The 18,664-nt window shown below is 63.0% G+C and carries 20 protein-coding genes; 10 read left to right on the top strand and 10 right to left on the bottom strand.

Features of this window, described 5'->3' with window-relative positions:
• Positions 1-189: 189 nt before the first annotated feature.
• The 4 genes from ACYQ8E_RS17235 to ACYQ8E_RS17220 form a co-directional block, all read right to left on the bottom strand.
• Positions 190-1,059 carry a M23 family metallopeptidase gene (locus tag ACYQ8E_RS17235; protein ID WP_459861555.1) on the bottom strand — a complete coding sequence of 290 codons (870 nt, stop codon included), beginning with the start codon at positions 1,057-1,059 and terminating at the stop codon, positions 190-192.
• A 111-nt stretch (positions 1,060-1,170) separates the two neighbouring features.
• Complete coding sequence (locus ACYQ8E_RS17230; protein WP_459861553.1) at positions 1,171-1,620, bottom strand: N-acetyltransferase; 450 nt, start codon at positions 1,618-1,620, stop codon at positions 1,171-1,173.
• A gap of 46 nt (positions 1,621-1,666) precedes the next feature.
• Positions 1,667-3,334: a DNA repair protein RecN gene (gene recN, locus ACYQ8E_RS17225; RefSeq protein WP_459861551.1), complete on the bottom strand. Its 1,668-nt coding sequence runs from the start codon at positions 3,332-3,334 to the stop codon at positions 1,667-1,669.
• A gap of 59 nt (positions 3,335-3,393) precedes the next feature.
• Entirely contained in the window at positions 3,394-4,248 is an 855-nt protein-coding gene (locus ACYQ8E_RS17220) for an NAD(+)/NADH kinase (RefSeq protein ID WP_066727915.1), read from the bottom strand.
• 222 nt (positions 4,249-4,470) lie between these two features.
• Here ACYQ8E_RS17220 and ACYQ8E_RS17215 point away from each other — a divergent pair, with 222 nt between their 5' ends.
• Together ACYQ8E_RS17215 and ACYQ8E_RS17210 are read left to right on the top strand one after the other, a co-directional pair.
• A complete protein-coding gene (locus tag ACYQ8E_RS17215) occupies positions 4,471-5,805 on the top strand; it encodes a replication-associated recombination protein A (protein ID WP_066727916.1) in 1,335 nt (444 codons plus the stop codon).
• A 79-nt stretch (positions 5,806-5,884) separates the two neighbouring features.
• Complete coding sequence (locus ACYQ8E_RS17210; protein ID WP_066727917.1) at positions 5,885-7,858, top strand: monovalent cation:proton antiporter family protein; 1,974 nt, start codon at positions 5,885-5,887, stop codon at positions 7,856-7,858.
• Positions 7,859-7,916: 58 nt separating this feature from the next.
• Here the strand turns inward: ACYQ8E_RS17210 and ACYQ8E_RS17205 are convergent, their stop codons facing one another.
• The 6 genes from ACYQ8E_RS17205 to ACYQ8E_RS17180 form a co-directional block, all read right to left on the bottom strand.
• Positions 7,917-8,111, bottom strand: coding sequence for a hypothetical protein (locus ACYQ8E_RS17205; protein WP_066727918.1), 195 nt, complete (start codon positions 8,109-8,111; stop codon positions 7,917-7,919).
• Positions 8,112-8,135: 24 nt separating this feature from the next.
• A complete protein-coding gene (locus tag ACYQ8E_RS17200; protein WP_066727919.1) occupies positions 8,136-8,357 on the bottom strand; it encodes a NifU family protein in 222 nt (73 codons plus the stop codon).
• Between the two features lie 106 nt (positions 8,358-8,463).
• Positions 8,464-9,630 carry a class I SAM-dependent methyltransferase gene (locus tag ACYQ8E_RS17195; RefSeq protein ID WP_066727920.1) on the bottom strand — a complete coding sequence of 389 codons (1,167 nt, stop codon included), beginning with the start codon at positions 9,628-9,630 and terminating at the stop codon, positions 8,464-8,466.
• Between the two features lie 100 nt (positions 9,631-9,730).
• On the bottom strand, positions 9,731-10,375 hold the full coding sequence (locus ACYQ8E_RS17190; RefSeq protein WP_066727921.1) for an HAD family hydrolase: 645 nt from the start codon (positions 10,373-10,375) through the stop codon (positions 9,731-9,733).
• A gap of 59 nt (positions 10,376-10,434) precedes the next feature.
• Positions 10,435-11,229, bottom strand: a complete 795-nt coding sequence (locus ACYQ8E_RS17185) for a glycerophosphodiester phosphodiesterase (RefSeq protein WP_066727922.1) — start codon at positions 11,227-11,229, stop codon at positions 10,435-10,437.
• A complete protein-coding gene (locus ACYQ8E_RS17180; protein ID WP_231875335.1) occupies positions 11,226-11,621 on the bottom strand; it encodes a rhodanese-like domain-containing protein in 396 nt (131 codons plus the stop codon). The genes ACYQ8E_RS17185 and ACYQ8E_RS17180 overlap by 4 nt, the downstream gene beginning before the upstream one ends.
• Positions 11,622-11,785: 164 nt before the next feature.
• Here ACYQ8E_RS17180 and glpX point away from each other — a divergent pair, with 164 nt between their 5' ends.
• From glpX to ACYQ8E_RS17140, 8 genes are all read left to right on the top strand, one after another.
• Positions 11,786-12,739, top strand: a complete 954-nt coding sequence (glpX, locus tag ACYQ8E_RS17175; RefSeq protein ID WP_066727924.1) for a class II fructose-bisphosphatase — start codon at positions 11,786-11,788, stop codon at positions 12,737-12,739.
• Between the two features lie 110 nt (positions 12,740-12,849).
• Complete coding sequence (locus ACYQ8E_RS17170) at positions 12,850-13,686, top strand: cytidylate kinase family protein (protein ID WP_066727925.1); 837 nt, start codon at positions 12,850-12,852, stop codon at positions 13,684-13,686.
• 182 nt (positions 13,687-13,868) lie between these two features.
• Positions 13,869-14,615 (top strand): YebC/PmpR family DNA-binding transcriptional regulator, encoded by a 747-nt coding sequence (locus ACYQ8E_RS17165; protein WP_066727926.1) that lies wholly within the window; start codon positions 13,869-13,871, stop codon positions 14,613-14,615.
• Positions 14,616-14,702: 87 nt separating this feature from the next.
• A complete protein-coding gene (gene ruvC, locus ACYQ8E_RS17160) occupies positions 14,703-15,206 on the top strand; it encodes a crossover junction endodeoxyribonuclease RuvC (RefSeq protein ID WP_066727927.1) in 504 nt (167 codons plus the stop codon).
• A gap of 9 nt (positions 15,207-15,215) precedes the next feature.
• Positions 15,216-15,812, top strand: a complete 597-nt coding sequence (gene ruvA / locus ACYQ8E_RS17155; protein WP_066727928.1) for a Holliday junction branch migration protein RuvA — start codon at positions 15,216-15,218, stop codon at positions 15,810-15,812.
• 51 nt (positions 15,813-15,863) lie between these two features.
• Positions 15,864-16,886 (top strand): Holliday junction branch migration DNA helicase RuvB, encoded by a 1,023-nt coding sequence (gene ruvB / locus ACYQ8E_RS17150; protein WP_066727929.1) that lies wholly within the window; start codon positions 15,864-15,866, stop codon positions 16,884-16,886.
• Positions 16,887-16,934: 48 nt separating this feature from the next.
• Positions 16,935-18,263 (top strand): GGDEF domain-containing protein, encoded by a 1,329-nt coding sequence (locus ACYQ8E_RS17145; protein WP_066727930.1) that lies wholly within the window; start codon positions 16,935-16,937, stop codon positions 18,261-18,263.
• The gene (locus tag ACYQ8E_RS17140; RefSeq protein ID WP_066727931.1) at positions 18,260-18,649 is read left to right on the top strand and encodes a hypothetical protein; all 390 of its coding nucleotides are present in this window, start codon (positions 18,260-18,262) and stop codon (positions 18,647-18,649) included. Before ACYQ8E_RS17145 ends, ACYQ8E_RS17140 begins: the two co-directional genes overlap by 4 nt.
• Positions 18,650-18,664: the final 15 nt, after the last annotated feature.

Genomic DNA, 18,664 nt, shown 5'->3' with positions numbered 1-18,664 from the left:
GTGATAAGGGGCGCTAGCCAGCCGCCCCGGGTCACTGTGCTGGGTGCCGGCAACCTCCGGCAAAGGTTGGAAGTTTAGCACAAAGCCGGAGCCGGCCACAAGTCCGAAAGGGCCACCCGAACCTCTCCAGGCAGAAACAAAAAAGCCCCGGAAAACCGGGGCTTGTAGACAGTCGCGACAAAGTGGTGATTAGAGGTATTTGCGAGGATTGAGCGGAACTCCGTTGCGCCGGACTTCGTAATGGACGTGGGAACCGGTGGAACTGCCGGTATTCCCGACCGCCGAAATGCGTTCGCCGCGCTTGATGCGCTGCCCGACCTTGACGAAGATTTTCGAATTGTGAGCGTAGTAGGTTTTGTAGCCATAGCCATGATCGATGACCACCAGCTTTCCGTAGCCGGGCGCCGTTTCCGCCTGGCTGACGATCCCGTCGGCACAGGCATAGACCGGCGTGCCGGTGCGAGCGGCGATGTCAAGCCCCTCGTGCATCTTGCGCTTGCCGGTGAAGGGGGAATTGCGCATGCCGAAACCGGAGGTCATCCACCCCTTGACCGGCCACCCCTGGGGCTTGGCCGCGAGCAGCGAGCGCTGGTCATTGAGGAACCCCTGGATCTCCTCCTGGCTTTCGCGGCGCAGGTCGATCGCCTGGCGGACTGCGTCGATCTGCTGCTGCAAGGCCGAGAAGCGATCAGAACCCTCCTCCTCGGGAGGTCCGCCCACCCCGGCGAGGGTGTCGCTGCGCGGCTTGGAGAGTTGGGCCAGGACGCGGACCTTGGCATCGTTCTGGGCCAGCACCACCATCTCCTGCTGCAAATCCTGCAGGCTCGCCACCAGGCGCTGCAACTCCATCTGCTGGCTGCGATTCTCTTTCTTCAGGCGGGCAAATTCATGGCGGTCGAGATTGTTGCGGAAGTAATCGACGGCGAAGAGGCCGACTGTTACCAGCAACACCACGCTGACCCCCGCCAGCCACTGCAGCACGCTGCGGCGGAGATTGAACCGGCGGACCTGATGGGAGCCCTCCGGAATAATCAGGATGGTGTACTTTTTGGCAGACAAGACCGAAAACCTCCGCAACACCTTGAAATGACACAAGCCGAATCTGGCACCGTAGCGATTAATACGGCAACTTCCCAGGAAGTGTCAAGCTTTTTAACGCCTTTTGGCGGATTACAGGGTAATACTCAAGGCAATTTCGTCACATTCGGGAAACTTCGCGCACTTCATGCAGTCGCCCCAGATCTTCTGCGGCAGTTCCGATTTTTCAATTTCATGAAAACCGAGCTTGGCAAAGAAAACCGGCTTGTAGGTGAGGGCGAAGACCCGCTTCATCCCCAGATCCCGGGCCTCGACCAGGCAGGCCTCAACCAGTTCGCGACCGAGACCGCGCCCTTCGCAATCGGCGGAGACGGCGAGGCTGCGCACCTCGGCAAGATCCTCCCAGCAGATATGCAGGCAGACGGTGCCGACGGTTTCGCCATTCTCTTCAAATACATAGAAGTCGCGGATGTTCTCATAGATATCCGGCAAGGACCGGGAGAGCATCATCCCTTCGCGGGCATAGCCAAGCAACAGCTTGTGGATCGCCCGGGCATCGGCAATACGCGCTTTGCGCACCATGAACGAACTCCTCAGAAGATCTTAACGAGCCGGCGCCGGGCCGGTCTCAGGCTCGGCACGACTGGCCGATCAATTCCCGGGCGTGCTCCAGGGTCCGCTCGGTAACCCGTGCCCCGCCGAGCATCCGGGCCATTTCCCCGACCCGCGCGGTGTCGTCGAGGGGGAGGATAGTCGTCACTGTCCGCCCCTCGACCTCACTCTTTTCAACCCGGAAATGGTGATCGGCAAAGGCCGCCACCTGGGGGAGATGGGTAATACAGAGCACCTGCAACCCCCGGGCCACCTTGCGCAGCTTTTCGCCGACAGCGGTCGCCGCCGCGCCGCCAACGCCGGCATCGACCTCGTCGAAGATCAGCGTTTGCACCCCTTCGGCCATCGGTGCGGCCCGCCGCAGCGCCAGCATGATCCGGGACAACTCCCCGCCCGAGGCAATGCGCGCCAGGGGCTTCGGCTCCTCACCGGGATTGGGCGCGAGATAAAACTCGACCCGCTCGAGCCCCTGGCTACCAGGCGCTGCCAAGGGAAAAAGCTGGACCACAAACCGCGCTTTGGCCAGGGCGAGGTCGGCCAGTTCCGCCTCGACCGCCTGGCTCAGGCGCACTGCGGCGGCACTGCGGGCACAGCTCAACTGTTTCCCCGACTGGTGCAAGGCCGCCGCGGCGGCATCGAGCTGCCGCATCAGCTCCTCCCGGGTGGCAGCAAGGTCACCGAGTTCAGCAAGTTCCCGCTCGACCTGATCACGATGCTCCAGGACCGCGGCGATGGTTGGCCCATACTTGCGCTTGAGCTGGCTGAGCTGGGCGAGGCGGCTCTCGACCTCCTCCTGCCGCTGCGGCTCGAACTCGATGCGCCGCCGGTAGTCCCGCAGCTGCGCGGCGCAGTCCTCAACGCTGTACTGGGCGCTGCGCAGCGATTCGCCCAGACTGCCGAGCAATGGATCGATCGCGGCCAGACCTTCAAGGTCCGCCGCCACTCGCGCCAGTTCGCCACAAACGGCGGCTTCACCACCGTAGAGGGTCTCGAAACCGCCGCTGGCGGCGGTGGCCAGCCGTTCGGCATGCTGCAGCAGGAGCCGTTCGGCGGCCAGTTCCTCGTCCTCCCCGGGAACGGGCGCGACGGCGGCGATCTCCCGCTGCTGGAATGCGAGCACCTCCAGCCGCTGCTGCCGGTCCCGCTCCGCGGCCTCCAGCCCGTCCAGCCGCTGCTGCAGCTGGCGATGCGCTGCATAGTGGGTGGCATAATCGAGAAGAAGCGGCCCGTGGCCGGCGAAGCTGTCCAGCAGGGCGAGGTGGGTCTCGCCCCGCTGCAGGGTCTGGTGCTCGTGCTGACCGTAGATCGTCACCAGCTGTCCGCTGAAGGCCTGCAACTGGGCCAGCGTGGCCAGCGAGCCGTTGACGTAAACCCGGTTTTTGCCGGCGCGGGAGACGACCCGTCGCACCAGCAGCTCCCCCTCGCCGTCGAACCCGGCCTGCTGCAATTCCTGCTGCAGCCCGGTCTGCCCGGAGAGATCGAGCAGGGCCTCGACACTCGCCTCATCGGCGCCGTTGCGAATCAGTTCCGGCCGCGCCCGGTCACCGAGCAGCAGACCGACCGCATCGATAATGATCGACTTGCCAGCGCCGGTCTCGCCGGTCAGGACGTTGAACCCGGCGGCAAACTGGACCTGTAGCTGGTCGATGATGGCGAGATTGCGGATCTGCAGTTCGACGAGCATGGTGACAAGACCGATTGGTTATTGGTGGCCGATAAAAGAGGAGCACTCAGCACTCAGCACTATCTCTCCCCCCAGCGCAGCTTGGTGCGCAAGACCTCGAAATAATCCCGGGTCGGACTTTGAATCAGCAGGGTACGCTCCCGGGCCTGGCGCAGTTCGACCAGATCCCCCCCCTGCAGCTGCATCCCGACCTGGCCATCGGCGGTGAGAACCACGTGCTGATCCTGGAACTTGACTTCAATGCGGATCACCGCTTCGCTCGAGACGATCAGTGGCCGATTGCTCAGCATGTGCGGACAGATCGGCGAGATGACCAGGCAGGCGACGCCCGGGTCGATAATCGGCCCGCCTGCGGCCAGGTTGTAGGCGGTCGACCCGGTCGGCGTGGCAACGATCAGGCCGTCGGCCTTGAAGGTTGTCAGGTAGACGTCATCGACCCAGACCGCCATATCGATAATCCGGGCCAGAGCCCCCTTGTTGATGACGGCGTCATTCAGGACCGCGTAGCGGGCAATTTCGTCCCCCTGGCGGCGAACCACCACATCGAGCATCAGCCGCCGGGAGACCCGAAAATCCCCCTGCAGGACGCGCTCGAGAGTGGCGAAGGTCTCATCCCGGGTGATCTCGGTCAAAAAACCGAGGCTGCCGAGATTGACCCCCAGGATCGGCTTCATCTGGGCACCGACGTGGCGGGCGACCGAGATCAGGGTGCCGTCGCCGCCGAGGACCACGATCAGGTCGGCCCGCTGCGGAATCTCGTTATCGGCATAATCGCGGGTCACCCCCAGGCTCTGGGCCAGATCCTCCTCCAGGAGAACCTCAAGCCCCCGGGATAGCAGCCACTCCATCACCTCGCGGCCAAAGACAACAGCGTCCGGGTGCTGTTTTTTTGCATAGATACCGACCTGCTGCATTTTCCACTCCCTCGGCCTGTCCATTGCACCACGTTATTACCACACCTCGGGCACGGAGTCCATACAACTACTGACGCCGGCGCGCTCCCCAGGTACACGCAGCTCAGTCTTTGACCCAGCGGCCGTTGCCACAGAGAAGCTATGAGGGCGGTGGTTGCGACACAGTTGAGCCCGGCACCCCCATGTGCTAGAGTCGAGCCTGCGTTTCACTGGAGACAACCAATGGACCTTTTCACCCAGGCCGCCAGCGAATCCTCCGACGCCCCGCTCGCCGAGCGGATGCGCCCGCGCACCCTCGACGAAGTCGTTGGCCAGCGCGAGCTGCTCGGCGAAGGGAAGCTGCTGCGGCGGCTGATTGAGACCGACCAGCTCGCCTCGGTGATCTTCTGGGGGCCGCCGGGGACCGGCAAGACGACCCTGGCGCGGGTCATCGCCGGCACCACCAAAAGCCGCTTCGTCTTCTTCTCCGCCGTCCTCCAGGGAGTCAAGGAGGTGCGCGAGATCGTCGCCCGGGCGAAGGAGGAAAAGGCCTACCACGGCCGCCGCACCCTCCTCTTCGTCGACGAAATTCACCGCTTCAACAAGGCCCAGCAGGACGCCTTCCTCCCCTTCGTCGAAAGCGGCGACATCATCCTCATCGGCGCCACCACCGAAAATCCGAGCTTTGAGATCAACTCGGCGCTGCTGTCGCGCTCGCGGGTCTTCGTCCTTGAGCCCCTCGCCCCCGAGGAGATTCTCCTGCTGCTGCAACGGGCCCTGACCGACCCGCGCGGCCTCATCGCGAAAGAGCTGCAGGTCGCGGACGATGCCCTCGCCTTCATCGCCGCCCAGGCCGATGGCGACGCCCGCATCGCTCTCGGCGCCCTGGAGGTGGCGGCGGCCGCCAGCCGCGAGGAGCGCATCGAGCTGGCGGATGCCCAGCAGGCGCTGCAAAAGAAGGCCCTCCTCTACGACAAGGGGGGAGAGGAGCACTACAACGTCATTTCCGCCTTCATCAAGAGCCTGCGCGGTTCCGACCCCGACGCCGCCCTCTACTGGCTGGCGCGGATGCTAGAGGCGGGGGAAGACCCTCTCTTCATCGTGCGGCGGATGGTGGTCTTCGCTTCCGAGGATGTCGGCAACGCCGACCCGCGGGCGCTGCAGATCGCCCTGGCGGTGCAGCAGGCAGTCCACTTCGTCGGCCTGCCCGAGGCACGCATCAATCTCGCCCAGGGGGTCACCTACCTCGCCACCGCACCGAAGAGCAACGCCAGCTACCTCGGCATCGACCAGGCGCTGGCCGAGGTGCGCAAGAGCGGCGCGCTGCCGGTGCCGCTGCATATCCGCAACGCCCCGACCCGGCTGATGAAGGAGCTCGGCTACCACAAGGGGTACCAGTACGCCCATGACCATGCCGAGGGGATCGCGCCCCAGGATCATCTCCCCGACGCCCTGCGCGGCAAGCGCTACTACCGGCCGACCGCGCGGGGCTACGAGAAGCTGATCGGCGAGCGTCTCGCCCACTGGGCCGACTTGCGCCAGGGGAGAGCAAAACCCGACCCGGACGAGAAGGACTGACCGCCACCGCCACCCGCTAGGTCCCGGCATCTGCTATACTCGTCAAACAATTTGTCACCTTCCACCGCGGCGAGAGCCCATGAACGACCTCCCCTTCCTTCTCGACCTCCTCATCCTGCTCGGCCTGGCCCTCGCCAGCGCCTGGCTCTTCAGCCACCTGCGCCAGTCGCCGATCGTCGGTTACCTGGTCACCGGCCTGGTCATCGGCCCCTACGGCCTGAACCTGGTTCGCGGGGTCCACGAGGTCGAAGCGATGGCGGAACTGGGGGTGATCCTGCTCCTCTTCACCATCGGCCTGGAATTCTCCTTTACCCGGATGCTGCGCATCAAGGGGCTGATGCTTCGCTGCGGAGCGACCCAGATGGCGTCCACCACCCTGCTGGTCTACGGCGCGGCGCGCCTGGCCGGCATCGGCAATGCCGCCGCCTGGGTCCTGGGGATGGCCCTTGCCCTCTCCTCCACCGCCCTTGTCCTCAAGCTGCTTTCGGAGCGGGGGGAGATCGATGCCGCCCACGGCCGGATCGCCCTTGCCACCCTCCTCTTCCAGGACTTGGGCGTCATTCTCTTCCTGTTGCTGCTGCCGCTGCTGGCAGGCAGCGACAGTGGCTTCACCCTGTTTGGCCTGCTCCAGGCAGGAGCGCTCCTCGCCCTCCTCTTCGGCTTTTCGCGCTACCTGCTGCAACCGCTGTTGCGGGGGATCCTCCGCACCCGGACCCCGGAACTCTTTCGCCTGACGGTGCTGACCCTCCTCCTCGGCACCACCTGGATCACCGCCCAGGCCGGGCTCTCCCTCGCCCTCGGCGCCTTCCTGGCCGGTCTCGCCCTGGCGGAATCGGACTACGCGCACCAGGTCCTGGCCGACGTCATTCCGTTTCGGGACGCCTTTCTCGCCATCTTCTTTATCTCCATGGGGATGCTGGTCGATCTGCATGCCGTGGCAGACCACGGCCTGTTGATCGCCGGCGCCTTCCTGCTGCTGACCCTGCTCAAGATCGCCACCGGGACCCTTGGCGCCCTCTGGGCCCGCTATCCGCTGCGCACCGCTCTCACCGCCGGGCTCCTCCTTTTCCAGGTCGGCGAATTCGCCTTCGTCCTGCTGCGCAAAGCCCTCGCCCTGGAGCTCATCTCGCCGCCCCTTTACCAGGGGACCCTAACCGTGATTGCCCTCTCCCTGCTCGCGACACCGCTGCTCGCCGCCCGGGCCGAGCCGTTGGCGCGGCGCCTTGCCGGCCGCTGGGGGAACGGCGCCGAGCTTCCCGACGCCAGCGGTGAGCGAACCGCCAATCTCGAAGGGCATGTCATCATCGCCGGCTATGGGCTCTCCGGGCGCAACGTCGGGCGGGCTCTGCGCGAGATGCGTATCCCTTGTATCCATGTCGAGACCAACGGCACCGTCGTCAGTCAGGCACGCACGGCAGGGGAGCTGATCGTCTTCGGCGACGTCACCGCGGCGGCGGTCCTCGAAGGAGTCGGCATCGGCCGGGCGCGGGCGCTGGTCCTCGCCATCAACGACCCCGCCGCCATCGCCCGGGCGGTGCCGACGGCGCGCGGGCTCAATCCCGATCTCTACATCCTGGTCCGAACCCGCTTCGTGGCCGAGCTTGAATATCTTTCCTCCCTCGGCGCGGACGAGGTCGTCCCGGATGAATTCGAGGCCAGCATCCAGCTCTCCAGCCTGCTGCTGCGCCGTTGCGGCATCGGCGAAGGGCAGGTCCTGAAGCAGATGGCGACCCTGCGCCGGGAACACTATGACCGGCTGCGGTCCCCCGGCAAGACGCCGAGCAACCTCTCCGGCTACCTGTCGGTGCTGGAACAGGGGCAGATCGAGTTTCAGGCGGTCCCGGACGACTCTCCTTGCCTTGGCAAGTCCCTTGGCGAGCTCGCTTTTCGCACCCGCACCGGGACCATGGTCGTCGGCATTATCCGCAACGAGCGGGTCCGCTACAGCCCGGCAGCCAGCCTGGTCCTCGAACCGGGGGACACCCTGCTCCTCCTCGGCGCTCCCGAGAACGTGCTGCAAGCGCGGGAGCTGCTGCACGGGCATCCGGTATAAAAAAAGAAAACGGGAGCCCCAAGAGGCTCCCGCTGAACTGCTTCGCTGCTGTTGTCGGCTATTCTTCGTAAACCAGAACCCGGATCAGGCCGATGGTCGAGCCATTCTCGCTGGTCGGCGAATCGCTGACGGAAATGACCTTGCGGATATTATTCCGGCGGATAAAGTCGTTGATACGTTCGTCCAGTTCCCCAAGTTCGCGCTGGGCCTTGAAGGCCGCGAGCGGTTCACCAAAGGTCTTGACCTTGATCATCGGCACCTCCCCGGAGTAAACGAATCAGACCTGTACCACCGACTTGACGGCGGGAATTTTTTCCCGCAGGGTCTTTTCAATCCCCATCTTGAGGGTCATGGTCGACATCGGGCAGGAACCGCAGGCGCCCTTCAATTTCACGCTGACCACACCGTCCGCACTGATATCGACCAGTTCGACATCGCCCCCGTCGGCCTGCAACGCCGGGCGTACCATTTCGAGAACTTTCTGAACTTCTTCACGCATTGAATGAATCCTCCTCTGTGATGTGTGCTTATTATAGCCCGACCTCCCTGCTACGCAACAGGGGGTCGGGCTAGTCGGACTATTTCGTCTCCTCGTCGTTCTCCCGTCACAGGGACGGCAGGGGGAGGTCCCGCAGACGTCGGGCGCAAAGGAGTTCGGGAGTACCGACGCCTCGCCCCTGCAGCAGCACCTTGAAAGTTTCCCCCATGCCGCCCTCGGGCAGGATCAGGTTTTTCAGGGTCATGCGCAGCGCCTGGGCCCGGCGCGGGTCTTCCTCGCGGGCCTGCAGGGCGATCAGTTCCTCGACAAACCCAAGGCTCATCAGAAACCGGTACTGCTCCCCGAAGTAAAGGGTGGTCAATCCCCCTTCCGTCCCCGCCTGTTGCAGGCTGGTGAAGTCGACGTGGCTGGTCAGGTCCTGCTGGCCGACCAGGCGATAGAGGTCGTCGCTCGCCTGGTGTCGGTGATAGGCGAGCAGGGTTCCCTGACGCCGGAACGGGGCGTAAAGCTCTGCCGCCGGGTAGCCGTAATCGATCGTCAGTACGAAACCGCGCCGCAACAGCTGCGCCACCTGGCGCAGCCAGCGCGGGGCCGCCAGGTTGACCTCGGCCCGGTTTCCCTCTACCGGGGCGACACCGAGCCACTCGAAGTGGGCGGCGAGCGAGGGGGAGGAAAGGGGCCGCAATTCTTCGCCGAAACCCTCGTCCGTGCGGACAACGAAGACCTCCCGCAGCTCCCCGTCGCGCTTTTCCACAAGGTGAACAGGGAAGGCATCGACCAGTTCATTGGAGAGGAAGACCCCTTCCATGCCGGCGAGGTCCGCCAGAGAACACCAGTCGACCACCTGGCGATGGGCAGCCAGCGAATCGGCCTGGCGACGCCGGTTGTCGGGGCTCAGCTCAACGATCCGGTAGCGCAGAGAGTGGTAAAGGTCGGGTGCCAGCTCGCGCAGCGCATCGAGGATATCGAGGGCGAGATGACCCTCCCCGGCGCCCTGCTCGGCAAGCGTCAGCGGGCCGCCGCCGAGCAGTTCGAGGCACTGCCGGAGCTGGCGGGCGAGCAGGCGCCCGAAGAGGGCATGAACACTGGAGCTGGTAAAAAAGTCTCCCTCCTTGCCGATTCGCGACCGGGGGACCATGTAATAACCCCAGTCCGGGTGATAGAGGCAATGCTCCATGAACTCGGCAAAAGGAATCCCTCCCGCGGCATCGATACGTCGTCGCAGAAAGGTCGCCAGATCGGCCTGTCGCTGGTCGCCATTCGTTTCGGTCATCGGCTAGCGTCTCCCCTCTGGGCGGCTTCAAAGTCGGGGATTCTACCCCGGGGAAGGTCTGCTGGCAAGGGGAAGATAGGGAAGATAGGGTGCCGGGGCTTTAGGGGATGATCCCAAGCAGGCGGTGAATCTGCAGCAGGTCGGCCGTTTCCCGCACCAACAGAGTCGCCATGCCGGCGTCTGCGGCGGGGCGCAGATCGACCGGTTCCCGGTCGCCAACGAAGAGGAAACTCTCCGGCAGACCGCCGATGTCCTCAACGACCTTGCGAAAGGCATCGAGGTCGGGCTTGGGTTGGCCGCAGTATTCGATCGTGTAGAGGCGTTCAAAGTACTCCGAAACATCAAGCAGGGCAAGGATTCGCTGGGCCAGAGGATAACTGTTGTTGGTATAGATATAGAGGCGGCAATGCGCACTGAGCGACTCGAGTAACGCCCGGAGAACGGGGTCCGGCACCAGGCAGTCCTCGGGGCGCACCTGTTCCTGAAAAGCCCGGTGCAGGGCCGCAATCTCTATGCCCAGTTCCTGACAGGTACGGGTCAGGGTGGGTTCCTCGTCCCCGGAGTCGGTCAGCGCCCGCCGCGCCCGCCGCAACAGCGCACGGCCATCCACCAGCGACAGCCCGCGGGTGGCCGCGATCAGGGTTTCCGCCGCCCGTTGAATCTGGTCGGCAATGGGTTGCGCCGAGTAGAGCGTACCGTCAAGGTCGAAAACAATCGAGCGGATCGGGGGGATGGCCAGGCTCATTGGGCACCAACCTGTGAAGGAGGGGGACAACCGCAGATTAGCATGCGCGTACGCCGATTTTAAACAGTCCTGCCCTCCCTGTCAAAAGCCTGCCACCACCCCACCCGGAGGGAGGAAAGCTCTGCTGGATAATTGGTAAAGAGACCATCGACCCGAAGCCGCCGCAACCGCAGCGCCTGGCGCGGGCTATTTACGGTCCAGGGATAGACGCGCAGGCCATGCCGCTGACAGGCCTGGACCAGCTGCCGGCTGGTCCGGTCGACCCGCGGATGAAAACTTTCGGCGCCGGCAGCGACAGCGCGGGAGAGGGCGCGATGCCAGAAGAGCGTATCGCAAAGGAATCCGAGGGGGAGCCGGGGCGCTTGCTGGCGCATCAGCGCCAGCAGGCGATGGTCGAAGGAGGAGACCAGGACTCTTACCTGCGGGTAGGCCTGGAGCAGTTCGAGGACCTTGTGCCCGGCCGCAGCGTCCTTGATCTCGACATTGATCCGTAGCCGGTTTTCGGCCCAGGTAAAGACCTCCTCCAGGGTTGGTAATCCTTCTCCGGCAAAAGGGGTGCCGAACCAGCTGCCGGCGTCGAGGCGGCGCAGCTCGGCGAGAGTGAAGTCCCGCACCGGTCCCCGGCCGTCGCTGGTGCGTTCCAGGGTTTCGTCGTGGATGACCACCGGGACTCCGTCCCGGCTCAAATGGACATCGAGTTCGATACCGTCGGCGCCGTCCGCTTCGGCCGCACGGAAGGCCGCCAGGGTATTTTCCGGCGCCCGACCCGAGGCGCCACGATGGGCCCAGATCAGGAGCCGGCGCTCCGTCCCGCCGCCGGGCAGAGGCTGCCCTGTTCCCCCGCGGCCACTCATGGCGGGCCCTGGATGACCGGGTAGCCCCGCAGCTGCCAGCCCCAAATCCCACCGGTCAGGTTGTAGACTTCCGGGTACCCCTGGCTGGCCAGATAATTGGCGACCTGGGAACTGCGTGAGCCAACGGCGCAATAGACCAGGACCGGGCGATCTTTGGGGACTTCACGGGACCGGGCCTGAAACTGGTCGATCGGAATCAGGGTGGCGCCCGCCAGCCGTAATTGCAGGTATTCACCGGGAGTGCGAACATCGAGCAGAAAAGTATCCGGTTGGCGCTGTAACAGCTGGAAGGCCTCGGGCGCCATCATGCTCGTAACCGGCGCACTCCAGGCCTCGGCCGTTAGGAGCAGCAGCAAACCCAGCAACCAGCAGGCGCGATTCACAGTAGCCACAACAGAATCCTCCCCAATGTTAAATATGGGCCATCGGCCCTTGGGACAACTATATTCAGTTTTGCGAATTCCTTCCAGCCCAAACTTGTCTTCCCGGGTGAATCATGCAATGATACCGCCCGTCTCACCCCACCGCCGGCAGCGGTCGGCAAGGAGAATCATCTATGGATCGCAATCTCGCGCTGGAACTGGTTCGGATTACCGAAGCAGCGGCCCTGGCCTGCGGACGCTGGGTCGGCAAGGGGAACAAGCTTGCTGCCGACGAGGCCGCCACCAACGCCATGCGGCGTACCCTTGACTCGGTCGGGATAGATGGCACGGTGGTGATCGGCGAGGGGGAGATGGACGAAGCGCCGATGCTCTATATCGGCGAAAAGGTCGGCAATGGCCAGGCGCCGGCCGTCGATATCGCCGTCGACCCGCTGGAAGGGACCAACATCTGCGCCAAGGGGACCAGTGGCGCGATTGCCACCATCGCCCTCGCCCCCCGGGGCGGATTCCTCCACGCCCCCGACATGTACATGGAGAAAATCGCGGTCGGACCTTCCGCATGCGGCGCCATTGATATCAACGCATCGCCAACGGAGAATCTCAAGCGGGTCGCAGCGGCGAAGGAGTGCTATATCGAGGACCTGACCGTGGTAATCCTCGACCGGCCACGTCACGAGAAGATCATCGAAGAGATTCGCAAGGCTGGCGCCCGTATTCATTTGATCTCCGACGGCGATGTCGCCCCGGCCGTGGCGGCGGCCGTGGAAGGGAGCGGCGTCGACCTGCTGATGGGGATTGGCGGTGCCCCGGAAGGGGTGTTGGCGGCGGCGGCCCTCAAATGCATGGGCGGCGACATTCAGGCGCGACTCGTCTTCATGACCCAGGAGGAGCGGGAGCGCGCCAAGTCGATGGGGATCGATGATTTCGAACGTGTCTACAATTGCGAGGAGATGGCCCATGGCGATGTTTTTTTTGCCGCGACCGGTGTTACCAATGGCGACCTGTTGCGCGGGGTCCGCTATTTTTCCGGTGGTGCCGAGACCCATTCTATCGTGATGCGTTCCAAAAGCCGGACCATCCGCTTCATTGAAGGGCGTCACCAGTTCGACTACAAACCGGTTTACTGAGGCTTGCGAAAGAAGGCCGATTTCCCCGCTTGTCATCGCGGCAGGAAACTGTTAGGATTTTTCGGCTTATTGCCTCCAGTCAAAGAAACCGCACGGCGAAAGGGAACAGTATGGCGATCATTACCATTTCCCGGGAAATGGGCAGCGGCGGCATTCCCATTGCCCACAAGGCAGCGGAAAAACTTGGCTACACCCTGGTCGATGGCGAGGCGATTGCAAAGGTTGCAGCGTCCTACGGCCTGACCCCCGAAGCCCTCGAAAAGGCGGACGAAAAGCCGCCGGCCTTTGTCGATGAAATCGATGCACAGGTTGAAATCGACTCCCACCGCGTCGAGTTGATCATTCTTGAATACGCCCTCAAGGGGAACATCATCGTCTATGGCCGTGGCGGGCAGGATCTCCTCAGCGGAATCAGTTCCGTCTTCCGGGTCCGGATCACCGCGCCCTTTGAGGACCGGGTCGAGCGCTGGGCGGAACGCGAGTGGCTCGATCCGGATCTGGCGCGGATCCTGGTGCGCAAGAGCGATCAGCAGCGGGCCGGCTTCATCAAATACTACTTTGACCGCGACTGGCTCGATCCTCTCGGTTACGATCTTATCGTCAACACCCAGCGCCTCTCCGAAGAAACAGCCGTCAAGCTGATCTGCGAAGGGGTCCGGGATCGCAACCTGCAGGAAAGCAAGGATTCCGGCAAAAAGATACTGCAGGACCGGATCGTGGCCAAGAAGGCGGAAATCGCCCTTCTGGCCAATGGCGTCATCGAAGGACTCCACCACTACCACTTTCACCTCACGGTAAAAGATGGCGTCGCAACCCTTTTCGGCCATGTCCACGCCGAAGAACAGCGGGAGGCGGTGAGAAGAACGGTGGCCGCCGTGGAAGGGGTCCAGAAGATCGATGACCAGCTTGAGATCCGCCAGTACCGCTCCCTGCCTGAAGAGCACTGACCCCGGATTCCTTACCCAAATCTTCCAGCCGGCCCCGAGGGCCGGCTTTTTCTTTGCCTGGCCTCGCCCCGCCCCATGCACTGGCGCTCATGGTTCTTGTCGACGGGTACTGATCATGCTAGGATGGGACGCTTTTTCCGGCTTCGTCCGGAGGATGAATCGAACAAGGAGAGAATATCGGTATGGCTGGACACAGTAAGTGGGCAAACATCAAGCATCGCAAAGGCGCTCAGGATGCCAAGCGTGGCAAGGTTTTCACCAAGCTGATCAAGGAGATCACCGTTGCCGCCAAGATCGGTGGCGGCGAACCGGGGACCAACCCGCGCCTGCGTACTGCCATCGACAAGGCGAAGAGCGAAAACATGCCCAAGGATACGATTGAACGGGCGATCAAGAAGGGGACCGGGGGCCTCGATGGCGTCGAATACGAAGAGGGCACCTTCGAGGGGTACGGACCGGGCGGGGTGGCGGTTATCGTCGAATTCATGACCGACAACCGGACTCGCACCGTGGCCGATGTCCGCCACATCTTCACCAAGCATAACGGCAGCCTTGGCGTTAACGGCAGCGTCAGCTTCCTCTTCGAGCGCAAAGGCCTGATCGCCTTTAATACCGATTGTGACTTCGACCGGATTTTCGAGGCCGCGCTGGAAGTGGGCGCCGAGGATGTCAAGGACGAAGGGGATAGCTACGAGGTGATCACCGACCCGGCCAATTTCATCGAAGTCCGTGAGGCCATGAAGGAAATGGGCCTGAACTGGGAGAGCGCCGAGGTGACGATGCTGCCACAGACAATGGTCCAGCTCGAGGGAAAAGCTGCCGAGCAGATGCTCAAAATGATGGACAAGCTCGAAGATAACGACGACGTGCAGAACGTCTATGCCAACTTCGACATCTCCGATGATGAGATCGAGAAGGCGATGGGCTGAAACCAGGGAGACCGGATTCCGGCGCAGGTAATTAATAGCCTTGGGCACGGATTATGAGACGGGCCCCCGCAACCGGACACCAGGCCTATGAAAATTCTCGGCATCGACCCCGGGAGCCGGATAACCGGGTATGGGGTCATTGCAAAAGAGGGGAATCGCCTGCTGCATGTGGACAACGGGGCGATTGCCACCACCAGTGATACGCCCCTGGCCTTGCGTCTGTTCGAAATTCACCGCGGGCTGGAGCAGGTCATCGCGACCTATCACCCCGATGCCATGGCGGTCGAGCAGGTCTTTCTCGCCAAGAATGCACTCTCCGCCCTGAAACTGGGGCATGCCCGCGGCGTCGCCCTGGTCTGCGGGGTCAATGCCGGGCTGCCGGTTTTCGAATACAGCGCCCTGCAGGTGAAGAATGCCGTCGTCGGGTACGGCCGGGCGGCCAAGGGACAGGTCCAGCAGATGGTCCGGGCCTTGTTGAACCTCCCGGAGATTGCCCAGGAGGATGCCTCCGATGCCCTTGCGGTTGCCATCTGCCATGCCCACAGCCACGGACTTAATGAACGTCTCGACCAACTGCGCCGCGGACGCTGAGGTGAACGCATGATCGCATCACTGCACGGAATCATCGCCTACCGCAGCATTGATCATGTCATTGTCGATGTCGGCGGCGTCGGCTACCGGCTCCTGATTCCGCTTTCGACCTTCTACGCCCTGCCCGAGGAAGGGAGTGTCCGCTTCCAGGTCTATACCCACGTCCGGGACGACGCCATTCTCCTCTTCGGCTTTTTGACCAGCGCCGAACGGGACCTTTTCGTGCTCTTGATCTCGGTTTCGGGCATCGGCCCCAAACTGGCCCTGAATATACTCTCGCATATTCCTGCGCCGGCACTCCTCGATGCCCTCGCCGAGGGGGATGCCAAGCGCCTCGCCACCCTTCCCGGCATAGGCAAAAAGACGGCGGAGCGGCTGGTGCTGGAATTGCAGGACAAGGCCCACAGACTCAACCCCGCTCATCCGCGCGTGCCGCCGCAAACCGGGCCGACCAAGACGACCTCGCTGGAAGACGCCCAGTCGGCTCTGGTCAACCTGGGATACAAGGAGGCCCAGGCCCGCAAAGTCCTTGAGAATATGGAAATCTCACCGGACGCCAGCCTGGAAGAGGTCCTCAAGGGAGCCCTCAAGATCCTGCTCCGCTAACCGGGGCGGCGGTAACCGAATGCTGCGACCGTATCCCAACCCTGGGGAATCATGAGCGAACGGCTGATCACACCTGATATTGCCGGCGACGATGCCTGCGTCGAAGTCTCCCTGCGGCCCCGCACCCTGACCGATTACGTCGGCCAGTGCAAGGCGAAGGAGAACCTGCAGATTTTCATCGATGCCGCCCGGGGACGCCGGGAAGCCCTTGACCACGTCCTCTTCTACGGCCCGCCTGGCCTCGGTAAAACCACCCTCGCCAACATCATCGCTGCCGAGATGGGCGTCAACATCAAGAGCACCTCCGGTCCGGTGATTGAAAAGACCGGCGATCTCGCCGCCATCCTGACCAATCTCGAGGCCGGGGATGTCCTGTTCATCGATGAAATACATCGCCTCTCGCCGGTGGTCGAGGAGATCCTCTATCCGGCAATGGAGGATTACCAGCTCGACATCATGATCGGCCAGGGTCCCTCGGCACGCACCATCAAGCTCGACCTCCCCCGTTTTACCCTGGTCGGCGCCACCACCCGGGCCGGTCTTCTCTCCTCGCCACTGCGCGACCGTTTCGGTGTCATCAGCCGGCTGGAATTCTATACCGACGAGGAACTGGCGATCATCGTCAGCCGCAGTGCCGGGATTCTCGAAATTCCCATCGAGGCACAGGGCGCCCTGGAACTGGCCCGACGCAGTCGTGGAACGCCGCGCATCGCCAATCGCCTGCTGCGCCGGGCCAGGGATTTCGCCCAGGTCAAGGGCGATGGGGTGATCACCAGGGAGCTTGCGGATCTGGCCCTGACCCGGCTGGAAGTCGACAGCCGTGGCTTCGACCACATGGACCGCCGGATCCTGCTGACGATCATCGACAAATTTGGGGGTGGACCGGTCGGCCTCGACACGCTGGCAGCGGCCGTCGGCGAAGAACGGGACACCATTGAGGACGTCATCGAGCCCTACCTGCTGCAACAGGGATATCTCAATCGCACACCCCGGGGTCGGACTGCCACCCCGGCTGCCTACCACCATTTCCAGCGGCTGCCGAAAACGGCCGCCGAGGGTGGCCTGTTCGCCTGACCCAAGAGCGAAGGGTGGTTTCCGGCACCCATTGCAGCGGAGCGATCGATGAAACGTCCTGCCTTCACCGTCTCCCAGAAGATCGCGGCCGGCTACCTTCTCATCGTCCTGTTCAGCCTGATTGCTCTGGGCTACGCCCTCTCCAGCTTGCAGCGACAGACCCAGCGTTCGCGCCAGCTGGTCGGCGTCGAGTTCAAACTCCTCAATCTCTATCGTGATCTGCGGGACACCTTGCTGGCCCAGGAACGGCTGGAAAAGCAGCTCCTGGTACTCCGCGACTCCGACATGCTGAACCTTGCGGCAAACCGTTCCCAGGAGTTTGCAGCCACCTGGGAAAAACTCGCCGCACTCCCCCTGCCGGAATCGGCCCCCAACCTGAGATCCCTTGCCGGGTCCTACATGCAGGCGGACCAGGCCTGTTCGGAGCTGCTGACCGACAAGCGCTGGGCAGCGGCAAGTCAGTGCACTCACGAGCAGACCGGCCCGCGCCGCGAAACCCTGCTGGCGGCCCTCGCCACCCTTACCGATCGTCAGCAGGCGACCCTGGATCAGGCGTTGCAAACCCTCTCCAGCGGCAGTAGCCAGGCCTACAAGGTGACGCTGCTGCTGGTTTTCATCGGACTGGCCCTGTCGGCCCCGGTGGCGATAACGGTTATCCTCGGCATCCATCGCTCAATCCGCACCCTGATCCTGGCCACCAAGCAGATTGCCGGCGGCAGCTTTGACCAGCCGATTGCCATTAGTGGCGTCGACGAATTCACCCTGCTCGCCCGGGAATTCAATGAGATGGGTTTAAAGCTCAAGGACCTGGAGCAGATGTCCCTCGACGCCAACCCGCTGACCCGGCTCCCCGGAAACCTTGCCATCGACCGCGAAATTGCCCGCCGGATCGAAAGCGGCATCCCGTTTTCCCATCTTTATATCGACCTTGACAACTTCAAAGCTTACGGCGACCGTTACGGCTATAAAGCCGGGAGCGAAGTGATCGCCCAGGTTGGCGACCTGATCCGCAAAACGGTGCGTAACTTTGGTACGCCTGAAGATCTGGTCGGCCATATCGGTGGTGACGATTACGTGATTCTCACCCCCCCCGAGCAGGGTGAAAACATAGCCCGGGCCTTACTCACGGAGTTCGACCAGATGGCGCCCTCCTTCTATTCGGAGGAAGACCGGCAGGCCGGTTTTTTCATGGCGCGGGACCGTTTTGGAATCGAACGGACCTTTCCCCTGCTGACCATGTCCGTCGCAGTGATCCGCGTCGACCTTCTTGAGGCACCAACAGCCCTGGCGATCAGCAGGGAGTGTGCTAAGATGAAGGAACATCTTAAGGAACTTCCTGGCAGCAATCTACTTGTCAACCGACGCAAGGTTCTATGACGCGGTTCCTGCTCTCTTGCCTGCTGATTTTCCTCCTGGCGGCCTGTGCGCAGCCTCCCGCCCCAGCCGCAACAGCCATCGTCGAACCGCAGCGGGAATTGTTCTTCCAGGGGTTGGATGAATTGCTGGCAACGGGAACCAGCCCGGCCCTGCAAAGACTTGTTCAGGAGAATGGCGCCTCCCCCTGGAAGGGGCCGGCGCAGAGCCTGCTCGATTGGCAGGCTGCAGCGGCCGCCGAACTCCAGCGCAAGACAGCCGAGCAACAGCAGAAAATCAAACAATGCATCGATAGCAATGAAAAACTCGTCCGCGAGAATGAGACGCTTAATCGCGACCTCCAGGAATTAAAGCGCATCATGGTCGAAATGGAAAAAAGGGCCCTATAGGATTGGACGCCGCCG

The organism is Desulfuromonas carbonis (assembly GCF_054658035.1).
The sequence above is the reverse complement of the archived record's forward strand: the minus strand, read 5'-3'. Positions and strand labels throughout refer to the sequence as shown.